This window comes from Rhodoferax sp. (assembly GCF_012927445.1).
GTDB lineage: Bacteria > Pseudomonadota > Gammaproteobacteria > Burkholderiales > Burkholderiaceae_C > Rhodoferax.
On sequence record NZ_JABBPD010000001.1, the window covers coordinates 499,068 to 525,844 of the forward strand.

Consider the following 26,777-nt stretch of genomic DNA (forward strand, 5'->3'; position numbering starts at 1 on the left):
AAGCGCACAACAGACCAGCTTTACCCCGCCAAGCCCACAAACACATTCTGCACATCGTCGTGCGCATCAATGGCGGCCAGGAAGGCTTCAACTTCTTCCTGCTGTTCGGCGCTCAGGTTGGCTGGATCAACGGGGTTCTTGGCCTTGTAGCCCAGCTTGGCGGACAAGACTGTGAAGCCGTGGGCTGGCAGCGCGCGGCTCACCAGATCGAGATCGGCGGGGTCGGTCAGGAACATCGTGGTGCCGTCTTCGTCGCCCGGCTCAAAGTCCTGCGCGCCCGCTTCGATGGCGGCCAGTTCAGGATCGGCGCCCGCCACCAGCGGCTCGGCTTCGATCATGCCCACATGGTCAAAATCCCAAGCCACTGAGCCGGAGGTGCCAAGTTGCCCTTTGCGGAACAGCACGCGCATTTCAGGTGCGGTGCGGTTCACGTTGTCGGTCAGGCATTCGACCATGACAGCGACTTGGTGCGGCGCAAAGCCTTCGTAAATCACGTGTTCAAAATTGACGGTCTCACCAGTGAGCCCCGCGCCTTTCTTGATGGCGCGATCCAGCGTTTCCTTCGGCATGGAGACTTTGCGCGCCTGCTCGACAACCAACCGCAGGCGCGAGTTCGAAGCGGGGTCGGCCCCGCTGCGGGCCGCGATCATGATGTCTTTCGCCAATCGTCCGAACAGCTTGCCTTTGGCATTTGCCGCCAGTTCCTTACCTTTTGCTTTCCACTGCGCGCCCATGTCTGATATTCCTTCGTGTTGTTGCGCTCGAATGCGCTCGTCAATATTGAGATGTTGGGGGCATGCGCTTGTTAAAGAGGCGGGGCGCATGACCGACGGGGCGTAGGTTAACACCTGGAGGCTCACTCACAGGCAGGGGCGCCGGGCGGGCAATTTCTATCGCACCCGGGCGTGATGCAGTTTTTTTCTATTTACTGCTGAGAAGCAGGCCCGCAAGAGAAGTTCACTTGCCAGCCCACCATATCCGGCGTAAGTTTTTTTCGGTGCGGCTGTGAGCTGGGTGGATTTATTGCTATTAATTAAATAGCGTATTACGCCTACTTGACGGGCGCTACAGGCCAAATACCTTGCAACCCGCACCGTCAGCACAGGGTGCGAGTTTTGGGCCGCATCGGTTTCCACCGTCAATCAAGGTGACAATGCCCGCGCCCTGGTCGTCTGTAGCAGGTAAACGATTTCATCACAGCGGCAACGCTGCAGGGACGCATTGCGCTGCATCAATGGATTGGTTTGAGGCACTGGCCATCGCCGCTAGACGGGATAGACTGGGTCCACGAGCCCTCTGCTCGGTATCCCTATTCACAACCTAAGGAGTGCCTATGTCTGCCATGATGAAAGCTGCGGTGTTTGTTGAACCCGGTCGTATCGAAATTGTCGACAAACGCATCCCGGACGTGGGGCCCAACGATGCCCTGATGCGCATCACCACCACCACCATCTGCGGCACCGACATCCACATTCTCAAGGGCGAGTACCCCGTGGCCAAGGGGCTAACCATCGGCCATGAGCCGGTGGGCGTGATCGAAAAACTGGGGAGTGCCGTTCAGGGCTACAAAGAAGGCCAGCGTGTCATTGCCGGGGCCATTTGCCCCAACTTCAATTCCTACGCCGCGCAGGACGGTGCGGCATCGCAGGACGGCAGCTACCTCATTCCTCTGGGGCTGTGTGGCTGTCACGGTTACAAAGCCACCGCAGGTTGGCGTTTTGGCAACCTGATCGATGGCACGCAGGCCGAGTATGTCTTGGTGCCCGATGCCCAGGCCAACCTCGCACCGATTCCCGACGGCTTGACCGATGAACAGGTGCTGATGTGCCCGGACATCATGTCCACCGGCTTCAAGGGGGCCGAAAACGCCAACATCAGAATTGGCGACACCGTGGTGGTGTTTGCCCAGGGGCCCATTGGCCTGTGCGCCACCGCCGGTGCCCGACTGCTGGGCGCCAGCACCATCATCACCGTGGACGGAAACGACCACCGTCTGGGCATTTCCAAAAAAATGGGTGCCGACGTGACACTCAATTTCAATAGCTGCGATGTGGTCGAGGAAATCATGAAGATCACCGGGGGTCGCGGCGTGGATTCATCGATTGAAGCACTGGGCACGCAGGCCACGTTTGAGTCGGCGCTGCGCGTGCTGAAGCCCGGTGGCACTCTTTCCAGCCTGGGCGTGTATTCCAGTGACCTGAAAATCCCGTTGTCCGCCTTCGCCGCCGGCTTGGGCGATCACAAGATCAATACGGCGCTCTGCCCCGGCGGCAAGGAACGCATGCGCCGGCTGATGAATGTGGTGGCGTCCGGCCGGGTCGATCTGGGTGTCATGGTGACCCATGAGTTCAAGCTGGAAAATATCGTCGCCGCCTACGACCTGTTTTCGCACCAGCGTGACGGGGTGCTCAAGGTAGCGATCAAACCGTAAGTTTGGCTGGAATGATTGTCGACCCGGTCCCCGACCACCCCCTTCTGGCCGGACGGCGGGAGATCGGTCGCGGCGAAAACACCATCGTTCTGGAGGGGGATGTGGTTAACGGGCAGGCGCATGTCTTCAAGGTGCTCTCCTCGCCCATCGACTACGCCTACTACACCGCGATCGACAGGCCAACCGGCAAACATTTTCCTGTGGTCTACGCCGACCACGGCACAGCGGGTCGGTCCAGCAGTGGCTTTCCGTTCCATATTGTGGAGGTGGAGAAGCTCTATCCACTGGCGAGTTCCGGTGACGCGACCGAGCTGGCGAGCAAGATTTCAATGCTCTTTTTCGATGGTTTCGAAATGTGGCGCTACCTGGCGCGCGACATGGGGCGCATTGCGCTGCATCACCTTGTGGTGACCCCCATGGGCTGGGCGGAAACCGTGCAGCAGTCTCTTCAGGCGCTGGAGAAATTTTCTGTTGAATACGATGCGCTGCCTGACCTGCTGAAAGCCGATAACCTGATGATCCGCAAAGACGGAACCTTGGTCTTCTCCGATCCGATTTTCATGGGCTGATGGGCATCACTTGTGGCTGCTATATTTGCCGGCGTGGCATCACGCAACGCTGAACGCGAAGCGATTCGGCGATAAATCAATAGAAGGAAACACGCCCCATGCGCCTCTTGCTGGTGGAAGATGACACGATGATCGGAGAGACCGTGCTGGACCTGCTGCGGGCCGAGCACTATGCCGTCGATTGGGTCAAAGACGGCGAGATGGCCGAAACGGCTCTGCTGACAGAGAACTATGACCTGGTCCTGCTTGACTTGGGCTTACCGCACCGCGATGGCTTGAGCGTGCTGCGGGCCATGCGCACACGCAAGGAACGCACCCCGGTCCTGATTGCAACGGCCCGCGACTCGGTCCAGCAACGCATCGAAGGGCTGGACGCCGGCGCGGACGACTACGTACTCAAACCCTATGACCTTGATGAGTTGCTGGCCCGCATTCGGGCACTGCTGCGCCGCGCCGCCGGCCGGGCCGAGCCGGTCTACGAGCACAACGGCGTGAGCATCAATACGGCGACCCGCGAGGTGAAGGTGGACGATCAGCCCGTGGTGCTGTCGGCACGTGAATGGGCGGTGCTTGAGCCGCTGATTGCCCGGCCGGGTCGGGTGCTGTCGCGCCTCCAGATCGAGGAAAAGTTGTATGGCTGGAAAGATGGGGTCAGCAGCAATGCGGTGGAGGTCTACATTCACGGCGTGCGCAAGAAGCTCGGCGACGAGCTGATCCAGAACGTGCGCGGGGTCGGTTACATGGTGCCCAAGGTTTGAGCATGAGCAGTTTGACACCGCACTCGCTGCGAACCCGATTGCTTGGTTGGTTGCTTGTCGCCATTTCGGTGACGGCCGTGGCGCAAGCCTCGATTGCCTACCTCACGGCCCGTGCCGAAGCCGACGACATCTTCGACTACCACATGCAGCAGATGGCGATGTCCTTGCGTTCTGCCCTGCCTCTCAACGCTGACGGTGCCGCCATCGACGCACCCCGTATAGGCGAGAATGCCGACTTTGTCGTTCAGGTGTGGACCGCCAATGGCTTGCGGGTGTTCCAGTCGGCGGCACGCGCCGCGCTGCCGGACCGGGCCGTGCTCGGATTTTCCAATTTAAAAGTTCAAGGGACCACCTACCGGATGTTCTCGATGCTGTCGAAATCCCAGACCATCCAGATCGCGCAGGATATGGCGGCGCGCCGCCAAATGGCCAGTACCCTGGCGTTGCGCACGATTGCGCCGATTGCCGTGATGGCACCGCTGCTGATGCTGGTTGCATGGTGGGCGGTGAGCGCCTCGCTGGCCTCGGTATCCCGGGTGCGGCGCCAAGTTGCCGCGCGTCAGGCCGATGACCTCACCGAGGTGAGCGAAGCGGGTTTGCCGGATGAAATACAGCCTTTGGTGCATGAGCTCAATCTATTGTTTGGCCGGGTGCGTCAGGCGTTCGATGCACAGAAGAGCTTTGTCGGCGATGCCGCACACGAGTTGCGCTCGCCGCTGGCGGCGTTGAAACTGCAAGCACAAAGCCTGCAGCGCGCCACGGACGATGCCACACGGCAGGTGGCGATTGGGCGCCTGACTGCCGGCATCGACCGCGCCACGCGTCTGGTGGAGCAGCTCTTGGTGCTGGCGCGGCAGCAGGCGAATGCAGCGACCGGCAGCAAACCACAACCGGTCGCATTGTCCGACATGGCACGACTCGCCATCGCGGACACGGCACCGAGCGCCCAAGCCCGGCAGATCGATCTGGGCCTGAGCCTGGCGGACAAAGGCGAGATCGCCGGCCACGCACCAGCGCTGCAAATTCTGCTGCGTAATCTGCTGGACAACGCGGTCAAATACACGCCGCCGGGCGGCACGGTGGACGTGGAGGTCCGCCGCGTTGGCGATCGCCTGGTGTTGACCGTGGACGACAGTGGCCCCGGAATTCCCGAGCCAGACCGCGAACGGGTGCTGGACCGGTTTTACCGCGTCGCCGGCACTGAAACGACCGGCAGCGGGCTCGGTCTGGCGATCGTCAAGTCCATCGCTGAGCTCCATGGCGCCCGGCTCTCTCTCGCTCATTCAGCGCGACTGGGAGGGCTGCGGGTCGAAGTCAATTTCCCGGCCAGCCCCTGACACGGCCGGGATCAACCGGCGCGAAGGTGGCTTAAGCCCCTCTAAGTAGCCGTCGCCCTACTTTGTTCATCTGCAACCACGAAGCTTTGCAAGGCGCCTGCATGAACACTCGTTTGATGACCCCCACCCGGATTTTCAGAATAATCCTGAGACAATATTGATCGTCAATGCGACCAACGTGGTATTGAAGAAAAAGGCCAAGACGCAGTGCACGGTGCCGGTTCTGCGCATCTTGCGGCTTGTAAAAGTGACATCAGCGGTTTGAGCCGACGTCCCGATCACGATGGCAAAGTAAAGGAAATCGCCGTAATCCGGCGCTTGACCACCAGGAAAACCCAGGCCACCGTGCTCACCACGGACTTCCGTCGCGTAGTAGTCATGGGCATAGTGCAACGCGAACATCACTTGCGTGAAAGCCCACGAGGAAACAATCGTGAGCGCGGCCAACCCAATATGCGTGTAGCGCAGGGTGCCCGTCAGTTCTTTCACCACCGCCAGTTCGGCCACGATCGCGCCAACGCACATCAGCGCGGCGATAACGACAAAAGTCAAAACCAAAAGCCGCCCTTCATCCTCCCGCAGCGCACGCATTTTCATGACCTCGTGAGTGGAACGAAACATCATGTGACCGGCCAGCAACAGATACAGGCATGCGCCAACATTCCAGCCGATGATGGCTTTGGTAATTGGCAGCATTTCCAGCGATTTCGGCAACAACAAAGCCGTCAGCACGCCAAAGATGAGGCAACTCAAAAGACGCGGACGCGCCAGTACGAAGCGGACAAACCGAGGTTTGGACTGGAAAGAGTGAGCAGGCGTTTGTGTCATCGAGTCGTCATTTTGGGTGAATTGGTTTCGCCAGTGATGGATTCGTCCCTGAAGATGCAATCTGGTTCATGCACCTTTGGTCGGGAACAGCCGCAGCAATTACAGCACCGGTCGCCGTGATCCCCGCGCCATCTAGCCGCCAATGGGATAAAAATTAATTTGGAGAAGACAGATAATTCCAGAGATCACCGTGTTTGGCATTAATTTTGCGTGGCAATGAGAACCATCGTGGAGGTCTCGAAATGAAGTCATTTATTGGTGCACTGGTTTTGTCATTGGTGTCCGCCTTCGTCGGCATATTTGCCGCCACGGAGCTGCATGAGATTTCCTGTGACGATGAAGGCGTTGATGCAGCCAGGCAAGCGACCAGATCGGACACGTCACACCCAAGCCAGAAAATTCAGCAGTGGGTCAACTATTAGCTCAAGGGGTTTGAACTGAAGCGTGTGAACACCAGAAAAATTCATTGATGAAAACTTTAATTGGCGCCTTGAGTTTGCTGTTGATTTTGACTTTCGTCGGCACGCTTGTCGTGAAGGAGTTGCAGGAGACAGCCGCTGCAGCAGGCGGCGCCAGTGCCGTTATTTATGCACCAACAACGGGGCAACGGCACCAAAGTGAAGTCAACCCATTCAGAAGAAGCTCGACCACACCGTGGAGCGAACCGTTCAGCACGTTCACCCTGCCCCCTAAAGAATAGTCTTTGAGGGCAAAGTCCAAGCACGAGTCCCATCCGAAGTGGCTTTGCGCGCCAGCAGTTGCGCCACCCCGTTGAAATCATCGAGCGTGTCAATGTCGGTCACGACACCGACATCCGTTACTACTAATTTCATAGCACCTCGCGCACGCACCACGGCGGCTGCACCTTGATTTCCTCTCAAACCCATGAGTTCATCGCGGCACACCGTGGAAAATCCGACCGGGTGCCCGCGTTGACCGTCAAACGTTGGCAGCACCACGGCCTGGCGCTCCAACGCGTGCGCCACGGCCCACAGCGTGGCTGGTTGGATCAGCGGCAAATCGCCGGGCAGAATCAGCCACCCGGCGGCCTCCGGTGTCGCGTGAACCGCCGCGGCAATGGCGTCGCCCATGCCGGGGTGCGGTGCAAACTCCAGATGGAAAGGCAAGCCGCTGGCACGCACGGCATCCAACGTGTGCTGCAGCACTGTTTTGCCCTGCAGCATGGCCTGCAACTTGTTGCCCTGGCCACCGGAGGCCGTGAAGCGCTCGCCGCGCCCACTGGCCAGAATCAGGACGGTCGGTGGGTGGCCAAGCAAGAGGCGGGCTCCGGAACTGACCATGTGTCAAGCCAACTTGAAGGGCAATCCCCGCGGCGTCTTGCCGGTCAGTTTGGCGATGGCATTAGCGAATGCCGGGGCCAACGGCGGCAGCCCCGGCTCGCCCATGCCGGTGGGCGCATCCGCGCTGGGGACAATGTGCACCGCCATGCGGGGCATATCGGGCAGGCGCGCCACGATGTAGTCGGCAAAATTACTTTGTTCGACCACGCCGTCTTTGAAGGTGATGGCGGCACCGGGCAGGCAGGTGCCCAGTCCCATCAGCGCCGCACCTTGAACCTGGGCCTCAATGGTTTTGGGGTTGACCGCCAGATTGCAGTGCACGCCGGCCGTGACCGCGTGCAGCTTGGGCACGCCTTTGGTGATCGAGGCTTCGGCCACATAGGCCACCACAGTGTCAAACGATTCATGCACCGCCACGCCCCAGGCCTGGCCGGCGGGAAGCCGGCGCTTGCCATAACCCGATTGTTCGACCGCGAGCAGCAAAGCCGCTGTGTGACGCGGGTGTTTGTCGCCCAGCAGCTGCAACCGGTAAGCCACCGGGTCCTGCTGGGTGGCGCGGGCAATTTCGTCGATCAGCGTCTCCATCACATACGCGGTATGGGTGGAACCGACACTGCGCCACCATAGCACCGGCACATTGACCTTGGGGTGGTGCACCGAGAGGCGCATGGGCACGTCATAGGGGTCACGCATGCCTTCGAGCGCGGTGTTGTCAATGCCGTCCTTGATCATGAAGCCTTCAAAGGGCGTGCCCTGGGCAATGGACTGCCCCACCACCACATGGTCCCAGGCCAGCACCCGGCCCTTGGCATCGAAACCGATCTCGGCGCGGTGCACATGCAGAGGGCGGTAGTAGCCGCCTTTGATGTCGTCCTCCCGGCTCCACATCACCCGCACCGGCACCTCCAGGCCGGCCGCGCGGGCCAGTTTGGCCACGGTGCAGGCTTCGACCACGTAGTCGGCGGTGGGCACGGCACGCCGGCCAAAACCGCCGCCAGCCATCTGCACGTTGACCTTGACGTTGTTCGGCGCCACCTCCAGCACCTTGGCCGCGGCCAGCGCATCAAAACCCGGCATCTGGGTGCCCAGCCATAAATTAACTTTGGCGTCGGGCCCCTGGCCCGTGACCTGCACCGTGCAATTGAGCGGCTCCATGGGCGCATGGGCCAGGTACGGAAAGGTGAACTCCGCGCTGATTTTCTTCGGTGCCTTGGCCAAGGGCGCCATGTCCGCCTTGAATTTCACCATCCCGGTCTTTTTCGCTAAAGCTTGGTAGCTGGCCAACTGCGCCACGCTGTCGACCTTCTCCACGGCGGCAGTGTCCCACTCCAGCTTTAATGCATCGCGCCCCTGTTTGGCGGCCCAATAGCCTTGCGCCACCACCGCCACCCCTTCACCGCCGCGGTCGGTGGGCATGCGGAACACGGCCTTGACGCCGGGGATGGCTTTGGCCGCACTGTCGTTCACGGTTTTGAGTTTGGCGCCAAACACCGGCGCATGCACCACCACGGCCGTGAGCATGCCGGGCAGTTGCATATCCATGCCAAAGTTTTGCGTGCCGGTCGATTTGGCCCGCGCATCCAGCCGGAGCGTTGCCTTGCCGATGAGGCGGAAATCTTTCGGCTCCTTGAGCGTCACTTTTTGCGGCACGGGCATGGTCATGGCCGCTTCGGCCAAATCCCCATAGGTCAGCACCTTGCCACCTGGCCCCATCACCTTGCCGTTTTCGGTACGCAGGCTGCCGGGGTCGACTCCCCATTGCGCCGCCGCGGCCGCCAGCAACATGGCGCGAGCCCGTGCGCCCAACTCACGGTACTGGGTGAAGGAATGCTTGATCGAGCCGGAGCCGCCGGTCAGGTGCATGCCAAAGACCGGGTCGACATAGGCCGCATCGGCGTCACCATGCACGCCGCGCACGCGCGTCCAGTCGGCGTCGAGCTCTTCCGCCAGAATCATCGGCAGCGCCGTCAGCACACCCTGGCCGAACTCCAGCCGGTTGACGGTTACGGTCACCGTGCCATCTTTGTCAATGCGCACAAAGGCAGCGGGTTGTTGAAACGGTTTCAGCCCGTCCGGTGCCGCTGCGGGTGCTGCGCCTTGTGCGCCGGCCACCAGCGGGTAAGCGCCCAGTGCAAAGCCCGAAGCCACGCTCATTTTCAGAAAAGTGCGCCGTGGCAGTGCCTCACTTGCTATTGATTTAGAAGTGCCTTGCGCACGCTCCATGCGGGCTAGTAGCCCTTTTGGCAATTGATGGGCCAAGTCACCGAAGGCGGAGTCGATATGCATGATGAGGTCCTCGCGTGGGGGTTAAGCCAAGGTCGCCGCAGCGGCGTGGATGGCGCTGCGCACGCGGGCATAGGTGCCACAACGGCAGATGTTGCCGGCCATGGCCGTATCGATATCGGCATCGCTGGGCTTTTTGTTGCCCTTGAGCAAGGCCGTGGCGCTCATGACTTGCCCGCTTTGGCAGTAGCCGCACTGCGCCACATCGTGCGCAATCCAGGCGGTTTGCACGGCCAGGCCGACCTGGTCAGCGCCCACGGCTTCGATGGTGGTGATTTTTTTGCCCGCCGCCGCGGAGATCGGCGTGACACAGGAACGCGTGGCCACGCCATCCAGATGCACGGTACAGGCACCACACAAGGCCACGCCACAGCCGAATTTGGTGCCGGTCAGGCCCAGCGTGTCGCGCAGAGCCCACAGGATGGGCGTTGTTGGATCGGCATCGACCAGCGTGTCTTTGCCGTTGATGTTGAGCGTTGGCATGGGGGTCTCCTCGGTCAGCGGCCACAGCGGCCGAGCCAACCGAATGTAATGGAATTCCGGGAATTCTGCTGCCCGGCTAAAGCGGCTCTGGCGTCACGTTTTGAAAGCCGCCGCCACTGCCCCAAACGGCCCACTTTGGCCACGGGGTTTTATTCGGGCAAGCTGTACTCGCGTCAACCGGCGAAGTCATAGGATCCGTCGACTTTCAGGTTTTCAGAGAGAAAATCCAACAAGCGGCGGACGGCCGGAACCAGTGCGCGCCGGGCCGGAAACATGGCATGCGTGATGCCCGGCGGCGGCCCCCAGCCGGGCAGTACCTCGACCAATGTGCCGTCTTTCAGGTGAGAACGGCACATGTAGTCAGGCAGCATCGTCGCGCCGGTGCCTTGCACGACCGCGAACGCGAGCGTCATCAGATCGTCGGCCACATACCGCGGCTCGTGCGAATGGACGAACACCTGGCCATGGGGGCCTTCGAGTCGCCAGCTGCTTCTTCTTTCGCCAACCGACATGGATACGGTGTCAAGTCGCGACAAATCTGCAGGCGCCAGCACTGGGCCTTGCCTGCGCAGCTGATCCGGACTGGCCACCAGGACAAGGCGGCTGACGCCAAAAGTCATGGCGACAAGCGTTGCACTGTCTTCGATTTGAGTTCGCACGCGCAGCGCAAGGTCGACTCCATCTTCGATGGGATCGACTGGCCGATTGAGCACCCGCATCTCGATGTGCACCTGCGGATAGCGTTTCAAAAAAATTGGCAGCAATGGCCCCATGGCGCTCTGAGCCAGGGTCACGGGACAACTCAACCGTACGGTTCCGCGTGGCTCAGTCTGCACCTGCGCGATGGCTTCATACGCGGCCTGCGCCGCCTCCCGCATCTCGACACAGTACCGTAAATACAACTCGCCAGCCTGCGTAAGTGACAGCTTGCGTGAGCTGCGTTGCATGAGCTGCACGCCCAGTTTCGCCTCAAGGCCGGCCACGCGTCGTGACAGTCGCGACTTTGGCACCCCCAAGGCCCGACTGGCCGCAGTAAACCCGCCGCGCTCGGCCACTTCGGCAAAAAAAACCATGTCGTTGAGGTCTTGCATTGGTTTATCGTCCTATATTTGAAACGGTACAGCGCAATTTTGGTGACTTATCAATCAATCGATTCACAAATAGAATGATTATTAGGCCGACTAGCTTCAATGTCGGCACTTTCCACGAAAGAATTTATTGATCATGAAACTGCTACACGTCGATTCCAGCATCCTGGGCACCAGCTCCGTCTCTCGCCAACTCAGCGCCGAAGCCGTCGTCCAATGGCGCCAGAGCCATCCCGATACCACGGTCGAGTACCTCGACCTCGCGCTGAATGCGCCCAACCATTTCAGCGCCGACGCGCTCGGCATCAAGACGGGCGTCCAGGCCGCACCCACCGAAGCGCAACGCTTTGAAAATGCCGTGTCCGAACAACTGGTGAGCCAGTTTCTCGCATCGGATGTGATCGTGATTGGGGCCCCGTTTTACAACTTCAGCATCCCGACCCAGCTCAAGGCCTGGATCGATCGCCTCGCGCAAATCGGCCGCACCTTCAAGTACACCGACAAGGGTCCCATCGGTCTTGCAACCGGCAAAACAGTGATCGTGGCGTCATCGCGCGGTGGCGTCTACTCCACCAGCGAAGGCGGTCAGGCCATGGAGCACCAAGAGAGCTATCTCAAGGTTGTCTTCGGCTTCTTCGGTATCACCGACGTGCGCTTTGTTCGCGCCGAAGGCGTTGCGATGGGCGAAACGTCCAAGGCCGCCGCACTGAGCGCCGCACGTGCCGACATCACCGCCGTGACTGGCAAAGCAACCCCTCAGGACGTCGAGGCCGCCATCGCCTGAGGCCGATGCGCCGCCTGTGCGGCGTATTGACCTTCAAACGGGCACGCAATTATTCGCCCCAGTTCGGCCACAAGCTCCCGCTAATTTCGTAGTGGTGGCCCAGCAACAGTGTCGTCAAGAAAGCAGGCCTTGGGGCGGCGTCATTTTCATGATGGATCAACGGGCCTGCACCCCCGCCCATCCTGCGCAGAGGGGCAGCTAATTAAGAGGCCAATAACGCATTCAAATTAAGCGCAAAAGCCCCTGTGCGGCGCATCCAGTCAAAATCGACCAAAATCGTCTGTCGTGGTCGCTAAAAAAATACCGTTTTATTCATTGCCAGGAAAAGTCATGAACCGGCGGTCGTTGTGACGCAAAACACGCTTTGAGCAATCCTTCAACCCTTGACGAAATGCAGGCGCGCCATGGTCAGCGTTACCGCTGGCTGTTGCTGCTGTCGGTCATGGTCGGGACGATGGCGTCCATCATGTCGTCGACCATCATCAATGTCGCGATTCCCGACATGAGCCAGCATTTCTTGCTGGGTCAAGAACGGGCTCAATGGGTAACTTCTGGCTTTATGGTGGCCATGACCGTGTCCATGCTGACCACCCCCTGGATGCTGGCACGTTATGGTTACCGTCGTACCTATGTGGCTACCATGATCTTGCTGCTGGTGGGGGGCATCGGTGGCGGCTTTGCCAATACCTTCTCTTTCGTGTTAGCGGCACGTGTCGCCGAGGGTCTGGCGGCTGGCATCGTACAGCCCATTCCGGCCATCATCATCATGCGGGCTTTTGAGCCGCATGAGCAAGGACGGGCCAGCGGCATCTTTGGCATGGGCGTGGTGTTAGCGCCCGCTATCGGCCCCAGCGTTGGTGGTGTGTTGGTCGATTTGTTTGGCTGGCGTTCCATTTTCTTCATGGTGGTGCCTTTTTGCCTGGCCTCGCTGTGGCTGGCCTATCGCTATGTACCGGTCACAGCACCCGGGAATGTGGCGGCCAACCGCAAGGGGGCCTCGCTGGACTGGGGCGGCCTGCTGCTGGTCAGCGCCGGCACTTTATGCCTGCTCAACGGCATGGTGGCACTGCATGGCGACTCCCTGCTCGAAGCAACGCTGTTGCTGAGCGGAGCCGTTCTGGCGCTCATACTTTTCATCGGGTGGCAGCGGCGCATGACCCGCACGAATCGGGAACCGCTGATGAACCTGGCGCTGTATGGTTATCGTCCGTTCGCGATGGGCAGCATCGTCGCGTTCATCTACGGCACCGCGTTGTTTGGTTCAACCTACCTGTTGCCGGTCTACATGCTGTTGGGGCTGGGTTTGTCAGCCTCGCTGGTGGGCAGCATTTTGTTGCCCGCCGGTTTTGTCTTGGCCGTCACGATTGCGCTGGTTGGACGTCTCGCCGACCGCCATCCCACCTACCTGCTGGTCAGCATCGGTCTGGCACTGCTGGCCCTGTCCTTTTCGCTGATGCTGACGGTGACACTGAACAGCGCGCTCTGGCTCCTGGTGGTCTGGGGTACCTTAGGGCGTCTTGGGTTGGGTTTTATTTTGCCGTCGCTCAATCTGGGTTCGTTGCGGGCGCTGGACAAAACCCTGATTTCACAGGGTTCCAGCACGATCAGTTTTGTGCGAATGCTGGGCGGCGCGATTGGCGTCAGCCTGTGTGGCATTGTTCTTGAATGGCGACTGGCCGTTCATGGCGATTCTCTGACGGTCGCCGCCACCAGCCCAGCCCGGCTGGCGGCCTTCAACGAAACTTTTCTGATGTTGGCGGCGCTGTGCGCGCTGGCGCTGCTGGCCGCATGGCGGCTGCGCGAAATCCCTGTTGCACGCGCCCTCCATCCCGAAAATTGAAATACATCGCACCACCCCACCCTCGAACTTCCAGGATTATTCATGTTGATTTCCCTCATTCTTGTTGCCGGCATTTGGGCTGGCCTGCAAAACTCATTGGCGGGCGGTGGCTCATTCATCACTTTACCGGCCTTGATTCTGACCGGCATGTCACCGCTGGCGGCCAATATCACTTCAACGGTTGCCCTCTTTCCGGGTCAGGTGACTTCAGGCATTGCCGGGCGCAGCTTGGTGTCAGGTGCGGGTAAATTGTCTTTCTGGGCTTTGTTTGGGATCAGCATCTTGGGGGGCGCACTGGGCGGCTTACTGTTGCTCAACACCCCCTCCGATGTTTTTGCCCATTTGGTGCCCTGGCTGGTGCTCTTTGCCACGCTCGTTTTTGCCTGGGGCAGTTTTTTCCGTAAAACGGGTGAAAGTACGCTCCATCTCGGCCCGGTCAGCACGGCCACGGCGCAATTCCTGATTGCCATTTATGGCGGCTATTTTGGTGGTGGCATTGGTTTCTTGATGATGGCGGCCCTGACCATGGCCGGCCTGTCGACCCGGGTCGCGGCTGCCACCAAGAACGCGCTGGCCGGGGTGATGAATGCCGCTGCGGTGGCGCTATTTTTAACGTCCCCCCAAGTGCACTGGTACGAAGCCTGCGTGTTAGGTGCCGGCGCCATCGTTGGCGGCTTATTGGGTTCCTGGGCGTTGCACCGCGTCAATGAAAAAGTCTTGCGACTGGCGGTTGTCGGTCTTGGTGTGGTGCTCACCATCGGGCTGTTCGTGAAGCCGATTTGACGCCCTCTCAACCTGCACTGCGGGCAATAGGGGTCCGACTGCGCCTGACCTTGAGCGCGCAAGCCACTGCGTTGTCTCCTCCCCCAAAACACCACGCACAAAAAAAAGGGAGCCGAGTAAACCCGGCCCCCCTTTACAAAATTGGTTTGATTATTTGGCTGCAGGTGTAGCTGGTGTTGCTGGTGTTGCTGGTGTTGCAGGAGTAGCAGCGTCAGCCTTCTTGGCGGGTGTGGCTTTTTGAGCCTTCTTGGCTGTGTGGGCTGGCTTTGAAGCGGCGTCCACAGGTGCAGTTGCAGTTGCAGCAGCGTCTTTCACAACGGGCGCCTCAACCTTCTTGGTCGCGTGCTTGCTTGTTGCCGCAGCAGGCGCGGTCACGGCAGCGGGAGCGGTGGTTGCCGCATCTTTGGGGGCAACAGGCGCCTGGGCAAACGAAACAGCAGCAACGCTGGAAAACAACACAGTAGCGATCAGGTTTTTGATATTCGACATGTTTAATACTCACTCATAAAGCGACAGTCGCATGAGCTCCGACTGTCATAAGCGAGCCAGAATTTCGTTCGGGCTTGTACCTACAACGTCAGGTTGATAGCGGCGTTGACGGCGGATACTTTTCATTACAAAGAGCCCGGGCGGCGAGATTCAGCGGTATCGCCCTGCCACCCCCCAGGCATTGACGCGCCCACATGCAAAAGTTCAATATGATCCGTTAACGCCGGTGGTGCATGGTTTGCCCACGAAACCCCCGACATGGATTCCAACGCTCAATGAACTACCCCACATGAAACTGAATAAATTGACAACCATGGCCGCCGTCGCGGCCGCCCTGTGCGCCGTCGTCGGTGCACCCGCCCATGCCGGCAAAACGCTGGACGCCATCAAGGCCCGGGGCCAGATTGCTTGCGGCGTGAGCACCGGGGTGAACGGCTTTTCTGCCGCCGACTCTACTGGCAAGTGGTCAGGGCTGGACGTGGATGTTTGCAAGGCATTGGCCGCCGCCACCTTGAAGGACGCCAACAAGGTCAAGTATGTGCCGCTGACCTCGCAGCAGCGCTTCACCGCCCTGCAATCCGGCGAAGTCGATATCTTGGCGCGCAACACCACCTTCACGCTGACGCGCGATGCATCACTTGGCTTGCACTCCACCGTCACCAACTACTACGACGGCCAGGGTTTCATGGTGCCGGTCAAGAGCAAGATCAAGAACGCCAAACAGCTCAAGGGCCAGACCGTCTGTGTGCAGTCGGGCACCACGTCAGAGAAGAACCTGGCTTCCTTCTCGAAGGCCAACGGACTGAGCCTCAAGCCCATCGTGTTTGAAAAATTTGAAGCCGCCAATGCCGCCTATTTTTCCGGCCGCTGTGTCGCCTACACCACCGACGCCTCGGGGCTGGCATCCATCCGCAGCAAGGAAGCCAAGGACCCGAAAGAGCATGTGATTCTTTCCGACCTGATCTCCAAGGAACCCCTCGGCCCGGTGGTTCGACGTGGCGATGACGAGTGGTTTGCCATCGTCAAGTGGGTCCTCTATGGCACGATGGAAGCTGAAGAATATGGCGTGACGCAGGCCAATGTCGACCAACTCAAGACGACCAGCACCGACCCGGCCGTACAACGGCTGTTGGGCGGCGGCAATGAAGACATGGGCAAGCTGCTCGGTCTGGACAAAGACTGGCTGGCGCGCGCCATCAAGGCCACTGGCAACTACGGTGAGAGTTTCGAGCGCAACCTGGGCCAAAAGTCTTCCGTGAATTTGCCACGCGGCCTGAACAACCAGTGGAACAAGGGTGGCCTGATTTACGCCTACCCAGTTCGCTGAACGCCAATTGATCCTGATTGAATGGCGCACCGCCCCTCCCCAAATAAACGCAGCTTCTGGCGCAGTCGGGCTTTCAGAGGCCGACTGTATCAAGCGCTTGCGCTTGGACTGATTGCTGCCGTCATTTGGTTTCTCACGCACAACACGCTGCAGAACATGGCGCTGCGGGGCATTCGCAGTGGCTTTGATTTTTTAACCGACCCCGCCGGGTTTGACATCGGCGAGAGCCTGTTCCCCTTTGACTCAGGCCAACCGTATTGGCAGGCCTTTGGCGTCGGGTTGCTCAACACCTTGCGCGTCGCGCTGCTGGGCATCGTGCTGACGACGCTGCTGGGCACCCCGCTGGGCGTCGGCCGGTTTTCGCGCAACGCCCTGGTGCGTGGGGTGTGCTACGCCTATGTCGAAGTGTTCCGCAATGTCCCGGTGCTGCTGCAGTTGCTCATGTGGTATTTGCTGTTCACCGAGGCGCTGCCGGCGGCGACCGAGGCCTGGACGCTGGGACCGGTGTTTCTGAGCAAGGGCGGCTTGAGCTTCCCGATTCCGCTGTGGCCGGCCGGGGGCGCAACTCTTGCTTTTGACTTCCCGGTGAAAGGCGAGTTCGCCATTGAACACGGCGGCTCGCTAACGCCCGAATTCCTCGCCGTGCTGCTGGGTTTGACCTTCTACACAGCGGCGTTTGTGGCCGAGGTGGTTCGGTCCGGCATCCAATCGGTGGACCGGGGGCAGCGCGAGGCGGCGGTAGCGCTCGGGCTGAACCCGCGCCAGTCCATGCGGCTGGTCATGCTGCCGCAGGCGCTGCGGGTGATCATTCCACCGCTGACCAACCAGTTTCTGAACCTCACCAAGAACTCTTCCCTGGCCGTCGCCATTGGGTATCCGGATGTGGTGTCGATCGCCAATACGGCCTTGAACCAGACCGGGCGCGCCGTGGAGTGCATTGCCATCGTCATGGCGGTGTACCTGTGCACCTCGCTCGCGACCGCCCTGCTGATGCACAGGTACAACCGTCGCGCGGCGATTCAAGAGCGCTGAGGCCGGAACCCACCCCATGACCGCCCCTACTTTTCAACCCATTGCCCCCCGGCCCGCGCCGCGTCGAACGCAAGGCCTGCTGGCCTGGTTGCGCCTCAACCTGTTTGGCGACTGGATCACCAGCCTGATGACCGTCGTCCTCGGTGGTGCCCTGCTTTACCTGATGACGCAATTCATCAGCTGGGCCATTTTCCGGGCCTCCTGGCAACCGAACTTTGAGGCCTGCCGCATCGACGGCGTCGGCGCCTGCTGGGGCGTGATCGCCGAAAAATACCGCTTCATCCTGTTCGGCCGCTATCCGTTTGACGCGCAATGGCGGCCGATGCTGGCCACCGTCTTGATGCTGGGCCTGCTGGTGGTGAGCTGCACCCGGGCCTTCTGGCACGTCTGGCTGGGCCTGCTGTGGGCCGTCGTCTTGCTCGTGTTTTTCGGCCTGATGTATGGCAACCTGCCGGGCTTGGCCCGCGTCGAGACCGACCGCTGGGGTGGCTTGCCACTGACCCTGCTGCTGGCCACCTTGTCGATGGCGATGGCCTTTCCGATTGCCGTGTTGGTGGCGCTGGGACGGCGTTCCCAGCTGCCCGCCATTCGCACCTTCTGCGCCCTGTATGTCGAACTGATCCGCGGCGTACCGCTGATTTCGGTGCTGTTCATGGCCTCGTTCATGTTTCCGCTGTTCATGCCGGAAGGCTTCACGGTGGACGTGCTGATTCGCGTGCTGCTCGGCATCACGCTGTTTGCCGCCGCCTACATGGCGGAAGTGATTCGCGGCGGTCTGCAAGCCATTCCCCAGGGACAAATCGAGGCGGCGGCGACGCTCGGCCTGTCCTACTGGCAAACCCAGCGCCAGGTGGTGCTGCCGCAGGCACTGGCGCTGGTGGTGCCCAGCCTCATGAACAACTTTATCTCGACCTTCAAGGACACTTCTTTGGTGACCATCGTCAGCCTGTACGAACTCACCGGCGCCTTGTCGCTGGCCTTGAACTCGGATGCCAACTGGCGCCCTTTCATGCTGGAGGGCTACCTCTTCATCGCCCTGATTTATTTCGTGTTCTGCTTTGCGATGTCCCGCTACAGCCGGTGGGTTGAACAACAGCTCAACCGGGGCCGCAAGCGCTCAATTGAAACCCCATGACCCAACCCATCATCCAATTCGACAAGCTCAACAAGTGGTACGGCGACAGCTTTCATGTGTTGCGCGACATCGACCTGAGCGTCACCCCGGGCGAGCGCATCGTCATCTGCGGCCCATCCGGCTCGGGCAAATCGACGCTGATCCGCTGCATCAACCGGTTGGAGACACACCAGCAGGGCCGTCTGTGGGTGGATGGCGTTGAACTCACCGACGACGCCCGGGTGATCGACGACGTACGCAAAAAAGTCGGCATGGTGTTCCAGCAGTTCAACCTGTTCCCGCACCTGACGGTGCTGGAGAACCTGACACTGTCACCGATCTGGGTCGGCAAGATGCCGAAAAAAGAGGCCGAGGAAAAAGCCATGATTCAGCTGGCGCGCGTGCGCATCGCCGAGCAGGCGGGCAAGTACCCGCTGCAACTCTCCGGCGGCCAGCAGCAACGGGTGGCGATTGCGCGCGCCCTGTGCCTGAAGCCCAAAATCATGCTGTTTGACGAACCCACCTCGGCGCTGGACCCCGAGATGATCAAGGAAGTGCTGGACGTGATGATCGAGCTGGCCGCAGAAGGCATCACCATGCTGTGCGTCACGCATGAGATGGGTTTTGCCAAAGCGGCGGCCGACCGGGTGATCTTCATGGACCAGGGCCAGATCGTCGAGCAGAACAACCCGCACGACTTCTTCAGCCACCCGCAACACGCCCGCAGTCAGGACTTTCTGTCAAAAATTCTGGGGCACTGAGTCAGGCCGGATTTATAGATAAAAAGAGGCTCCAGCCCCCGTTTCACCTACGCAAGTAGCTATTACTTTAATAGCAAAACACTAACAAGTGAAGGTCCGCGCAGCAATTCGCCGATGAATCACTGCCGAAGCCTGGATTTTTGAGAATGCGCAAGAACTGACACAGCGGGTTGGCGTCCAATTTTCAATTGCATCCAAGGATGCATGAATTGGCCAATCTTTTCGCAAGCAAACGGCTGGGCCAACTGATAGCGGGCCTGATCTGGGCGAGCTTGCTGACCGGTGCCGCCACTGCGGCCGGCGCGCCGGAAGAAAAAATTCTCAATGTCTACAACTGGTCGGACTACATCGCCGACGACACGGTCCGCAATTTCGAAAAAGAAACGGGAATCAAGGTGCGCTACGACACCTTTGACAACAACGAGATCCTGCACGCCAAGCTGGTGGCCGGCAAAACCGGTTACGACATTGTGGTGCCCTCGTCGGGCTGGGCCCGGCTGCAAATGGACGGCGGCCTGCTGCGCAAGCTCGACAAGGCGCAGCTCCCCAACCTGAAGAACCTGGACCCTGACCTTCAAAAGCAAATGGCCAGCCTCGATCCGGGCAATCAGTACCTGGTCAACTGGCTGTGGGGCTACACCACCGTCGGCATCAATACCGCCAAGGTGCAGGCCGCCCTGGGCGCCGAACCGCTGCCCGCCAATGTGTGGGAGCTCTTTTTCAACCCCAAATACGTGAGCAAGCTCAAGCGCTGCGGCGTGTCCGTGCTCGACAGCGCCTCGGAAGTCTTGCCGACTGCGCTGCACTACTTGGGCAAAGATCCGTTCAGCAAAAATGCGGCGGACTACCAGGCGGCCAGGGTGCTTCTCAAATCAGTCCGGTCTTATGTGACCCTGTTCAGCGCATCGGGCTATATCAACGACATGGCCGCCGGATCGATCTGCCTGGCGCTGAGCTGGTCGGGCGATATCAACATCGCCCGCCGTCGGGCCATTGACGGCAAGACGGGGCAGGACATCGTGGCCCTGGTGCCCCAAAATGGCGGGGTGTTGTTCTTTGACATGATGGCGATTCCGGCCGATGCGCCGCATCCCCACAATGCCCATTTGTTTATCAACTACATCCTGCGCCCGGAAGTACATGCCGCCTTGACCAATAAGGTTTTTTACGCTAATCCCAACAAGGCATCACGCCCTTTCATCAAGCCGGACGTTGCGCGCAACCCGTCTATTTTTCCGTCTGCCGCTGAAATGGCCACCATGGTGCCGCCCAAGGCCCTGAACAATGACACGCGGCGCTTGATCACCTGGGTTTACACCGAATTCAAAACGGGTCTCTGATGCGGCACGGCAGCGCGGCGGAAGCAGGAAACCCCGGTGCTCACTGACGCCAGCCCCCCGCTGTCACCGGCGCCACACCGTGCCGCGCCATTCTTGCAAATCAAACGCGTCGTCAAACAATTCGACGAGGTGTATGCGGTGGACGATCTGTCGCTTGAGATCGCGCAGGGCGAAATTTTTGGCTTGCTGGGTTCTTCCGGCTGTGGCAAGTCCACCTTGCTGCGCCTGCTGGCGGGGTTTGAGTTACCGACCTCCGGCAAGATCCTGCTGGCGGGGCAAGATATCGGCGCCCTGGCGCCGTACGAGCGACCGATCAACATGATGTTCCAGAGCTATGCCCTGTTTCCGCATCTGAATGTGTGGGACAACATCGCCTTTGGTCTGCGCCGCGAACGCCTGCCCAAAGCCGACATCGTGGCGCGCGTCGAGCAGTTGCTGGAATTGGTGCAACTCAAGCCTTACGTGAAACGCAAACCACACCAGTTGTCGGGCGGGCAACAGCAGCGGGTGGCGCTGGCCCGCAGTCTGGCGAAGCGGCCGCAGTTGTTGCTGCTGGATGAACCCCTTGCCGCGCTGGATGCCAAGCTGCGCAAAAAAACCCAGCTTGAACTGGTTGACATCATTGAGCAGGTCGGTGTCACCTGCATCATGGTCACGCACGACCAGGAAGAGGCCATGACGATGGCCACACGCATCGGCGTCATGAACGAAGGCAAGCTGCTTCAAATCGGGCGCCCGAGCGATATTTACGAAACCCCCAACTGCCGCTTTGTCGCGGACTTTATTGGCAGCGTCAACCTGTTCGAAGGCACGCTTGAAGTGGACCAACCGGATCATGTGTTGATCACCACACCCGAATGTCGGCACTATGTCAGCCATGGCATCACGGGTACGCTCGGCATGGCGCTCAGCGTCGCCGTGCGGCCCGAGAAAATGATGATTCAACCGCAGCCGCCACGGGATGAGGAACGGGAGTCGCTGGAGCAGGTCGGCTTCAATCTCGTGCACGGTGTGATCAAGGATATCGCCTACCTGGGCAATCTCACCACCTACCACGTCCAGCTCGACGGCAGCATCACCATCGTCCGCGTGATCCATCTCAATGACGCCCGCTACGAGGCGACCCAGCTAACCTGGGGCGACCCGGTTTATGTGTGGTGGGATGGCAGCGATGTGGTGGTTTTGACCCATTGAGCACACCATGACCGCGGCTTCCTTTTTACAGAACAGACTCAAACGGGTGGCCTGGGGCCGCAAGGTTGTCATCGGGGTGCCGCTGCTGTTCCTGTTGGTGTTCTTTTTACTGCCCTTTCTGGTTGTTTTTAAAATCAGTTTGTCCGATATGAATAACACCGTGTTCAGCGACCTGTGGCTGTGGTCGGATGGCGTGCTGCAGATCAAGCTTCAGCTGGGCAACTACCTGTTTCTCCTGCAGGACGATCTCTATGTTCAGACTTACTTGCGCTCATTGAAGTTTGCCGGGATCACCACCGTGATCTGCCTGCTGATTGCCTACCCGTTTGCCTACTTCATGGCGCGCAGCCCGGCGAGCCAGCGGCAAACCCTGGTGATGCTGGTCATGCTGCCGTTCTGGACGTCATTTTTGGTGCGCGTCTATGCCTGGAAAATGTTGTTGGCCGATCACGGCCTATTCAACAATCTGGCGATCGCCCTGGGCCTGCTCGCTGAGCCGCTCAAAATGATGAACACCCCTTTTTCCTTGATCCTGGGGATGGTCTATACCTATTTGCCATTCATGATTCTTCCGCTCTATGCCAACCTGGTGAAAATGGACTTGCGCCTGATTGAGGCCGCGTTGAATCTGGGCGCCACGCCGTGGCAGGCTTTTTGGTTGATCACGGTGCCGATCTCCCGGGCCGGCATCATGGCGGGTTCACTGCTGGTTCTCATTCCCTGTGTCGGCGAGTTTGTCATTCCCGAACTGCTGGGCGGCCCGCAAACGCTGATGATCGGACGGGTGTTGTGGGATGAATTTTTCAGCAACAACGACTGGCCGATGGCGGCGGCCGTGGCGGTGATCATGGTGCTGCTGATCATCGTTCCGCTGGCCCTGTTCAACTACTACCACGCCAACAGCCAGGCAGGACGTCACGCATGAAGTTCAATGCCGCACAGCTCACGTCCCGGCTCTGGCTGGGTGCGGTTTTCCTGTTCCTGTACCTGCCGATCGTGACCCTGATCGTACTGAGCTTCAACGCCAGCCCACTGGTCACCCGCTGGGGCGGCTGGTCGTTGCGCTGGTATGACGCCCTGGCCAGCGACGTCGAAATCATTGCCGGCTTCATGCTGTCCCTGAAGATCGCGTTTTTAACGGCCTGTGCCTCGGTCGTGCTTGGCACGCTGGCGGCGCTGGCACTGACGCGGTTCAAACGGTTTCCGGGGCGCACCCTGTTTTCCGGCATGGTGAATTCACCGTTGGTGATGCCGGAGGTCATCATCGGCCTGTCCCTGCTGTTGATGCTGGTGTCGGTGCAGCGGGCCTTTGGTTTCCCGGAACGAGGGCTGATGACGATCTGGTTCGCCCACACCTTGCTGGGCATGGCCTACGCCACCGTGGTGGTGCAGTCGCGGCTTCAAGAGATGAACCCGCAACTGGAAGAAGCCGCCCAGAATTTGGGCTGCCACCCCTGGCAGGTCTTCTTTCTGGTCACCTTGCCGTTGATCTCGCATGCCATCGGGGCGGCCTGGCTGTTGACGTTCACCTTGTCGCTGGACGATGTGGTGCTGTCGTCTTTCCTCTCCGGTCCGGGCGCCACCACCATGCCGATCACCATTTTCAGTCGCGCCCGTTTGGGCCTGAGCCCCAGCGTCAATACCGTCGCCACGCTGACCGTGGGGGTGGTAGGCCTGGGCGTGTTGCTGGCCAGCCTGTGGATGGCACGCAACGAGCGAAAAAGAGCGCAAGGCCGTGGCACTCGCTATGAGAAAAAACGTGCGTAACGGGAATGGATGGCAATGGATGGCATGGGAGCCGTCGGGCATCCTTCACGGTACGAGCACGGCCGCACCCTCTACCATGCCGGATCGCACGGCCGCAATGGCCTCGTTGGCTTGTGCCAACGCAAACGGCTGCACATGGGTCGTCACCGGATACCGTTCAATCAGCGAGAAGAAGTTCTCACCATCTTCCCGGGTCAAATTGGCGACCGAGCGGACACTGCGCTCACCCCACAGCAGGGCATATTCAAACGATGGAATGTCACTCATGTGGATACCGGCACACACCACCACCCCGCCCTTTCGGATGGCACGCAGGGCAGTGGGGACCAGCGACCCAACGGGGGCAAAAATCAGCGCCGCATCCAGGTTGACGTCCGGTTGCGTGTCGGAAGAGCCCGCCCAGCAGGCCCCCAACTGCCGGGCAAAACGCTGGCCGCGCAGATCACCCGGACGCACAAAGGCATAGACCTGCTGCCCTTGGGCCACGGCGATCTGGCAGATGATGTGGGCCGCCGCCCCGAACCCATACAGTCCAAGCCGCATGGCCCCTGCAACGCCCGACAGGCGGTAGGCTCGATAGCCGATCAAGCCAGCGCACAACAACGGCGCCGCATGCACGTCGTCATAGCGATCCGGCAGAGAAAAACAGAAACGTTCATCGGCAACGACGTAGTCGGCAAAACCACCCGGGCGGTCATATCCGGTGAACACCGGCTGGTCACATAAGTTCTCCCGGCCGCCTGCGCAATAGGCACAGTGGCCACAGGTGCCGCCCAGCCAGGGAACGCCCACTCGGTCACCCAGTTGAAAACGGGTCGCCAACTGACCCACCGCCGCCACGCGGCCGACCACCTCATGCCCCGGCACGGTGCCAGGAGGCCGCGCCGGCAGCTCCCCATCAACAATGTGCAGATCGGTGCGACAGACGCCACAGGCGAGTACTTGGAGGAGTAGGTCGTGCGGTCCCGGTACCGGCATTGGCAAATCGGCAAGGATCAGCGGCTGCCCCGGCGCGCCCAGGGTCATGGCCCGCATACGACGAACTCCCCACGGCTTTTTCGTATCCACTTCACATCCCCAAGCGAAATCGTTTGAAAGCCGCAGGGTACTCGCAGCAAACAAGGCCAAGGTGATACTTCTCAAGTGGCCCCCCATTGCTTGACCTAGCATTCAGACAGGAGTTTTTTGACTTCGCGCGATGCCTTCAAGAGGAGCGAACCATGACACGAAAAACATTGATCTTGACACCGATCACCGCCAGCCGCTAACCAAGCGGGTCTGTAAGGCTGCCATGCATCTTCCCGACCTTGAAGCCAAGCTGAAGTTCCTGCAAGCGCCGCAAAGCTACGGCGAATCCGGCGTGCATCTGGAGTGCATCGAAACTCATATGTCATGGGTGTTTCTGGTGGAGCAACGCGTGTTCAAGCTCAAAAAGCCAGTTTGCTTTCCCTTTCTCGATTTCACCACCCTGAAGGCGCGTGAGTTTTATTGCCGCGAAGAAGTCCGGCTGAATGCACGCATGGCACCGGGCATCTATCTCGGCGTGGTCGCACTGAAAATGCAAGATGGCGCCTTCGCGCTGGTGCCGGACGCCCAGCTGCCCGCCCCGGGCGAGACCGTCGACTGGCTGGTCGTGATGCAGCGACTGCCCTTGCAGCGCATGCTTTTGCAACTGATAGCCACCCACCAAGTCGCACCCCAAGACATGGAAGCTTTGGTTGACGTGCTGGGCACGTTTTATCGGACAACCTTCCGCGTCCCCATCAGCGCGAATGACTACATGGCACGCTTTCAGTATGAGCAGGCGTCCAACCGCGAGGTGTTGCTGCGCCCCCAGTTCCAGCTTCGCGATGCAGCGCTGGCGATGGACCGTTTTGATGTGCTGCTATCCCAGGGTGTAGACCTTCTTTGGGCGCGTGCGGCCGGCCACCATGTACTGGATGGGCATGGTGATCTGCGCCCCGATCATGTTTTCCTGCTGCAGCCGCCGGTGGTGATTGATTGCCTGGAATTCAACCCGCAATTGCGTCACGTCGATCCGTTTGATGAAATTGCTTATCTGAGTCTGGAATGCGACATGGCCGGGGCTCCGTGGATTGGTCCACGCCTTGTCGCAGGTATTGCCCAGGCGCTGAATGACCATCCCCCCCCGGCCCTGCTGTATTTTTATACGGCGCACAGTGCGCTGTTGCGTGCCCGGCTTGCCATGGCCCATTTGCTTGACCCGCAACCACGCTCACCGGACAAGTGGCCACCCCTGGCCGAGCGCTACCTCGCGCACGCGTTGACGGCCACCGATGCCTTCATCTCGACCAGGCACCATGACAAGCCTTGATCGCCTGGGCAAACAGCGGCGCAGCAGAAACAATAGACAGCTTGCTGCGCACCGCACTGGCCAGTGGCAGCCGAAAGGGAGGCACGCTGTCCGTCACGACAATTCTTGCAATACTGTCATCCGCCAGGGCCTGCGCCGCGGGTCCGGTAAAGAGACCGTGGGCCGCAAAGGCCACAACCTCCCGCGCACCCGCGCGCCTTAATGCCACAGCCGCGCGCCGCATGGTGTCACCGCTGGCGATGAGATCGTCCAGCAACAACACCGTCATACCAGCCACATCACCCGCCACCAGGTTTTCGCTACTGACCACCCCGGCACTACGGCGCTTGTCAACCATGGCAAAACCAACCGGTTGCAGGTGCTTCGTTTCCAGCGACTCACGCCATAGTTGGGCACGTTTGACACCACCGGGATCGGGGGATGCCACTGCCAGCGCCTCATGACCGACCAGTTCGCACGCCACCGAGTCAAAGGCATGGTGCGCTTCAAGGTGAATCGTCGGACAACGAAAGGCATTCTGGAACGCGGCCACATTGTGGGCCTCCAGCACGATCAATTGCATGGTGCCGACCGCATCGAACAGTTGGGCGACATACCGCAGCGAAACCGGATCAAAGGGTTTGGTCTGCCGGTCCTTGCGGGCGTAGGCAAGATAAGGCACCACGGCCGTGACCCGCGCCGCGCCGTGTTCACGCAGCGTGGCGATAAACAGCAAAAGCTGGCAGAGCTTGTCATGCGGGCTGTTTTGGGGGTCACCATGCAGGCTGTGAATCACAAAAACATCCTCGCCGCGGGGATCAAGCAATGGCCTGAGCTTGTGCTCCCCATCTTCAAAGCTGCGGTTCTCAAGGGCCGCCAGCGTGATACCCAGATGGTCAGCCAATCCTTGTGCAAACGTGTCGTCCAAGTCCAGCGAATAGAGCAACATGCACA

27 protein-coding genes are annotated in these 26,777 nt (G+C 60.0%); 18 read left to right on the forward strand and 9 right to left on the reverse strand.

Going from position 1 to position 26,777, the window contains the following annotated elements:
• Positions 1-20: 20 nt before the first annotated feature.
• Complete coding sequence (locus tag HHJ17_RS02320) at positions 21-734, reverse strand: YebC/PmpR family DNA-binding transcriptional regulator (protein ID WP_296497428.1); 714 nt, start codon at positions 732-734, stop codon at positions 21-23.
• A 599-nt stretch (positions 735-1,333) separates the two neighbouring features.
• Between HHJ17_RS02320 and HHJ17_RS02325 the strand changes: the two genes are divergently transcribed.
• From HHJ17_RS02325 to HHJ17_RS02340, 4 genes are all read left to right on the forward strand, one after another.
• Positions 1,334-2,431 (forward strand): NAD(P)-dependent alcohol dehydrogenase, encoded by a 1,098-nt coding sequence (locus HHJ17_RS02325; protein WP_296497426.1) that lies wholly within the window; start codon positions 1,334-1,336, stop codon positions 2,429-2,431.
• Between the two features lie 11 nt (positions 2,432-2,442).
• Positions 2,443-3,000 (forward strand): hypothetical protein, encoded by a 558-nt coding sequence (locus HHJ17_RS02330; protein WP_296497424.1) that lies wholly within the window; start codon positions 2,443-2,445, stop codon positions 2,998-3,000.
• Positions 3,001-3,098: 98 nt separating this feature from the next.
• Positions 3,099-3,758, forward strand: coding sequence for a response regulator transcription factor (locus HHJ17_RS02335; protein WP_296497421.1), 660 nt, complete (start codon positions 3,099-3,101; stop codon positions 3,756-3,758).
• 2 nt (positions 3,759-3,760) lie between these two features.
• The gene (locus HHJ17_RS02340; RefSeq protein WP_296497419.1) at positions 3,761-5,095 is read left to right on the forward strand and encodes an ATP-binding protein; all 1,335 of its coding nucleotides are present in this window, start codon (positions 3,761-3,763) and stop codon (positions 5,093-5,095) included.
• Positions 5,096-5,230: 135 nt separating this feature from the next.
• On the opposite strand, the gene HHJ17_RS02345 is transcribed toward HHJ17_RS02340, so the two are convergent.
• Complete coding sequence (locus HHJ17_RS02345) at positions 5,231-5,983, reverse strand: DUF1345 domain-containing protein (protein ID WP_296504848.1); 753 nt, start codon at positions 5,981-5,983, stop codon at positions 5,231-5,233.
• 182 nt (positions 5,984-6,165) lie between these two features.
• Between HHJ17_RS02345 and HHJ17_RS02350 the strand changes: the two genes are divergently transcribed.
• Together HHJ17_RS02350 and HHJ17_RS02355 are read left to right on the forward strand one after the other, a co-directional pair.
• A complete protein-coding gene (locus HHJ17_RS02350) occupies positions 6,166-6,345 on the forward strand; it encodes a hypothetical protein (RefSeq protein ID WP_296497414.1) in 180 nt (59 codons plus the stop codon).
• A 47-nt stretch (positions 6,346-6,392) separates the two neighbouring features.
• On the forward strand, positions 6,393-6,623 hold the full coding sequence (locus tag HHJ17_RS02355; protein WP_296497413.1) for a hypothetical protein: 231 nt from the start codon (positions 6,393-6,395) through the stop codon (positions 6,621-6,623).
• Here HHJ17_RS02355 and HHJ17_RS02360 read toward each other — a convergent pair.
• The 4 genes from HHJ17_RS02360 to HHJ17_RS02375 form a co-directional block, all read right to left on the reverse strand.
• Positions 6,613-7,224 (reverse strand): NTP transferase domain-containing protein, encoded by a 612-nt coding sequence (locus HHJ17_RS02360; protein ID WP_296497411.1) that lies wholly within the window; start codon positions 7,222-7,224, stop codon positions 6,613-6,615. The genes HHJ17_RS02355 and HHJ17_RS02360 overlap by 11 nt on opposite strands.
• 3 nt (positions 7,225-7,227) lie before the next feature.
• Positions 7,228-9,510 (reverse strand): xanthine dehydrogenase family protein molybdopterin-binding subunit, encoded by a 2,283-nt coding sequence (locus HHJ17_RS02365; protein WP_296497409.1) that lies wholly within the window; start codon positions 9,508-9,510, stop codon positions 7,228-7,230.
• A gap of 21 nt (positions 9,511-9,531) precedes the next feature.
• Positions 9,532-9,990 (reverse strand): (2Fe-2S)-binding protein, encoded by a 459-nt coding sequence (locus HHJ17_RS02370; protein WP_296497407.1) that lies wholly within the window; start codon positions 9,988-9,990, stop codon positions 9,532-9,534.
• A 173-nt stretch (positions 9,991-10,163) separates the two neighbouring features.
• A complete protein-coding gene (locus HHJ17_RS02375) occupies positions 10,164-11,081 on the reverse strand; it encodes a LysR family transcriptional regulator (RefSeq protein ID WP_296497405.1) in 918 nt (305 codons plus the stop codon).
• A 133-nt stretch (positions 11,082-11,214) separates the two neighbouring features.
• Between HHJ17_RS02375 and HHJ17_RS02380 the strand changes: the two genes are divergently transcribed.
• The 3 genes from HHJ17_RS02380 to HHJ17_RS02390 all read left to right on the forward strand — a co-directional run bounded on the left by HHJ17_RS02380 (position 11,215) and on the right by HHJ17_RS02390 (position 14,485).
• Entirely contained in the window at positions 11,215-11,862 is a 648-nt protein-coding gene (locus HHJ17_RS02380) for an FMN-dependent NADH-azoreductase (RefSeq protein ID WP_296497401.1), read from the forward strand.
• Between the two features lie 391 nt (positions 11,863-12,253).
• A complete protein-coding gene (locus HHJ17_RS02385; RefSeq protein WP_296497495.1) occupies positions 12,254-13,702 on the forward strand; it encodes an MFS transporter in 1,449 nt (482 codons plus the stop codon).
• A gap of 45 nt (positions 13,703-13,747) precedes the next feature.
• Positions 13,748-14,485, forward strand: coding sequence for a sulfite exporter TauE/SafE family protein (locus HHJ17_RS02390; RefSeq protein WP_296504901.1), 738 nt, complete (start codon positions 13,748-13,750; stop codon positions 14,483-14,485).
• A 150-nt stretch (positions 14,486-14,635) separates the two neighbouring features.
• Here the strand turns inward: HHJ17_RS02390 and HHJ17_RS02395 are convergent, their stop codons facing one another.
• Positions 14,636-14,974 (reverse strand): hypothetical protein, encoded by a 339-nt coding sequence (locus HHJ17_RS02395; protein WP_296504850.1) that lies wholly within the window; start codon positions 14,972-14,974, stop codon positions 14,636-14,638.
• Between the two features lie 289 nt (positions 14,975-15,263).
• Here HHJ17_RS02395 and HHJ17_RS02400 point away from each other — a divergent pair, with 289 nt between their 5' ends.
• The 8 genes from HHJ17_RS02400 to HHJ17_RS02435 all read left to right on the forward strand — a co-directional run bounded on the left by HHJ17_RS02400 (position 15,264) and on the right by HHJ17_RS02435 (position 23,509).
• A complete protein-coding gene (locus HHJ17_RS02400) occupies positions 15,264-16,301 on the forward strand; it encodes an amino acid ABC transporter substrate-binding protein (RefSeq protein ID WP_296497395.1) in 1,038 nt (345 codons plus the stop codon).
• Positions 16,302-16,322: 21 nt separating this feature from the next.
• Complete coding sequence (locus HHJ17_RS02405) at positions 16,323-17,333, forward strand: ABC transporter permease subunit (RefSeq protein WP_296497392.1); 1,011 nt, start codon at positions 16,323-16,325, stop codon at positions 17,331-17,333.
• Between the two features lie 16 nt (positions 17,334-17,349).
• Complete coding sequence (locus HHJ17_RS02410) at positions 17,350-18,468, forward strand: amino acid ABC transporter permease (RefSeq protein ID WP_296497389.1); 1,119 nt, start codon at positions 17,350-17,352, stop codon at positions 18,466-18,468.
• The gene (locus HHJ17_RS02415; RefSeq protein ID WP_296497387.1) at positions 18,465-19,208 is read left to right on the forward strand and encodes an amino acid ABC transporter ATP-binding protein; all 744 of its coding nucleotides are present in this window, start codon (positions 18,465-18,467) and stop codon (positions 19,206-19,208) included. The genes HHJ17_RS02410 and HHJ17_RS02415 overlap by 4 nt, the downstream gene beginning before the upstream one ends.
• A 248-nt stretch (positions 19,209-19,456) precedes the next feature.
• Positions 19,457-20,548, forward strand: coding sequence for a polyamine ABC transporter substrate-binding protein (locus HHJ17_RS02420; RefSeq protein ID WP_296497490.1), 1,092 nt, complete (start codon positions 19,457-19,459; stop codon positions 20,546-20,548).
• A 36-nt stretch (positions 20,549-20,584) separates the two neighbouring features.
• Positions 20,585-21,742, forward strand: a complete 1,158-nt coding sequence (gene potA / locus HHJ17_RS02425) for a polyamine ABC transporter ATP-binding protein (RefSeq protein ID WP_296497385.1) — start codon at positions 20,585-20,587, stop codon at positions 21,740-21,742.
• A gap of 7 nt (positions 21,743-21,749) precedes the next feature.
• On the forward strand, positions 21,750-22,667 hold the full coding sequence (locus HHJ17_RS02430) for an ABC transporter permease subunit (protein ID WP_296497384.1): 918 nt from the start codon (positions 21,750-21,752) through the stop codon (positions 22,665-22,667).
• Positions 22,664-23,509 (forward strand): ABC transporter permease subunit, encoded by an 846-nt coding sequence (locus tag HHJ17_RS02435; RefSeq protein WP_296497381.1) that lies wholly within the window; start codon positions 22,664-22,666, stop codon positions 23,507-23,509. Before HHJ17_RS02430 ends, HHJ17_RS02435 begins: the two co-directional genes overlap by 4 nt.
• A 45-nt stretch (positions 23,510-23,554) precedes the next feature.
• Here the strand turns inward: HHJ17_RS02435 and HHJ17_RS02440 are convergent, their stop codons facing one another.
• Positions 23,555-24,544, reverse strand: coding sequence for a zinc-dependent alcohol dehydrogenase family protein (locus tag HHJ17_RS02440; protein ID WP_296497376.1), 990 nt, complete (start codon positions 24,542-24,544; stop codon positions 23,555-23,557).
• A 256-nt stretch (positions 24,545-24,800) separates the two neighbouring features.
• On the opposite strand from HHJ17_RS02440, the gene HHJ17_RS02445 reads away from it, so the two are divergent.
• The gene (locus tag HHJ17_RS02445) at positions 24,801-25,844 is read left to right on the forward strand and encodes a hypothetical protein (protein ID WP_296497374.1); all 1,044 of its coding nucleotides are present in this window, start codon (positions 24,801-24,803) and stop codon (positions 25,842-25,844) included.
• Here the strand turns inward: HHJ17_RS02445 and prs are convergent.
• The gene (gene prs, locus HHJ17_RS02450; protein WP_296497371.1) at positions 25,813-26,772 is read right to left on the reverse strand and encodes a ribose-phosphate diphosphokinase; all 960 of its coding nucleotides are present in this window, start codon (positions 26,770-26,772) and stop codon (positions 25,813-25,815) included. The genes HHJ17_RS02445 and prs overlap by 32 nt on opposite strands.
• Positions 26,773-26,777: the final 5 nt, after the last annotated feature.

What these genes read in the sequence shown, in the direction of transcription:
- HHJ17_RS02415 (WP_296497387.1), top strand. Translation starts at nt 18,465, where the DNA reads ATGACCCAACCCATCATCCAATTCGACAAGCTCAACAAGTGGTACGGC.
- HHJ17_RS02395 (WP_296504850.1), bottom strand. Translation starts at nt 14,974, where the DNA reads ATGTCGAATATCAAAAACCTGATCGCTACTGTGTTGTTTTCCAGCGTT.
- HHJ17_RS02320 (WP_296497428.1), bottom strand. Translation starts at nt 734, where the DNA reads ATGGGCGCGCAGTGGAAAGCAAAAGGTAAGGAACTGGCGGCAAATGCC.
- HHJ17_RS02385 (WP_296497495.1), top strand. Translation starts at nt 12,254, where the DNA reads ATGCAGGCGCGCCATGGTCAGCGTTACCGCTGGCTGTTGCTGCTGTCG.
- HHJ17_RS02410 (WP_296497389.1), top strand. Translation starts at nt 17,350, where the DNA reads ATGACCGCCCCTACTTTTCAACCCATTGCCCCCCGGCCCGCGCCGCGT.
- HHJ17_RS02365 (WP_296497409.1), bottom strand. Translation starts at nt 9,510, where the DNA reads ATGCATATCGACTCCGCCTTCGGTGACTTGGCCCATCAATTGCCAAAA.
- HHJ17_RS02445 (WP_296497374.1), top strand. Translation starts at nt 24,801, where the DNA reads ATGCATCTTCCCGACCTTGAAGCCAAGCTGAAGTTCCTGCAAGCGCCG.
- HHJ17_RS02400 (WP_296497395.1), top strand. Translation starts at nt 15,264, where the DNA reads ATGAAACTGAATAAATTGACAACCATGGCCGCCGTCGCGGCCGCCCTG.
- HHJ17_RS02440 (WP_296497376.1), bottom strand. Translation starts at nt 24,544, where the DNA reads ATGCGGGCCATGACCCTGGGCGCGCCGGGGCAGCCGCTGATCCTTGCC.
- HHJ17_RS02430 (WP_296497384.1), top strand. Translation starts at nt 21,750, where the DNA reads ATGACCGCGGCTTCCTTTTTACAGAACAGACTCAAACGGGTGGCCTGG.
- HHJ17_RS02350 (WP_296497414.1), top strand. Translation starts at nt 6,166, where the DNA reads ATGAAGTCATTTATTGGTGCACTGGTTTTGTCATTGGTGTCCGCCTTC.
- HHJ17_RS02435 (WP_296497381.1), top strand. Translation starts at nt 22,664, where the DNA reads ATGAAGTTCAATGCCGCACAGCTCACGTCCCGGCTCTGGCTGGGTGCG.
- HHJ17_RS02405 (WP_296497392.1), top strand. Translation starts at nt 16,323, where the DNA reads ATGGCGCACCGCCCCTCCCCAAATAAACGCAGCTTCTGGCGCAGTCGG.
- HHJ17_RS02330 (WP_296497424.1), top strand. Translation starts at nt 2,443, where the DNA reads ATGATTGTCGACCCGGTCCCCGACCACCCCCTTCTGGCCGGACGGCGG.
- prs (WP_296497371.1), bottom strand. Translation starts at nt 26,772, where the DNA reads ATGTTGCTCTATTCGCTGGACTTGGACGACACGTTTGCACAAGGATTG.
- HHJ17_RS02335 (WP_296497421.1), top strand. Translation starts at nt 3,099, where the DNA reads ATGCGCCTCTTGCTGGTGGAAGATGACACGATGATCGGAGAGACCGTG.
- HHJ17_RS02325 (WP_296497426.1), top strand. Translation starts at nt 1,334, where the DNA reads ATGTCTGCCATGATGAAAGCTGCGGTGTTTGTTGAACCCGGTCGTATC.
- HHJ17_RS02360 (WP_296497411.1), bottom strand. Translation starts at nt 7,224, where the DNA reads ATGGTCAGTTCCGGAGCCCGCCTCTTGCTTGGCCACCCACCGACCGTC.
- HHJ17_RS02355 (WP_296497413.1), top strand. Translation starts at nt 6,393, where the DNA reads ATGAAAACTTTAATTGGCGCCTTGAGTTTGCTGTTGATTTTGACTTTC.
- HHJ17_RS02375 (WP_296497405.1), bottom strand. Translation starts at nt 11,081, where the DNA reads ATGCAAGACCTCAACGACATGGTTTTTTTTGCCGAAGTGGCCGAGCGC.
- HHJ17_RS02340 (WP_296497419.1), top strand. Translation starts at nt 3,761, where the DNA reads ATGAGCAGTTTGACACCGCACTCGCTGCGAACCCGATTGCTTGGTTGG.
- HHJ17_RS02370 (WP_296497407.1), bottom strand. Translation starts at nt 9,990, where the DNA reads ATGCCAACGCTCAACATCAACGGCAAAGACACGCTGGTCGATGCCGAT.
- HHJ17_RS02380 (WP_296497401.1), top strand. Translation starts at nt 11,215, where the DNA reads ATGAAACTGCTACACGTCGATTCCAGCATCCTGGGCACCAGCTCCGTC.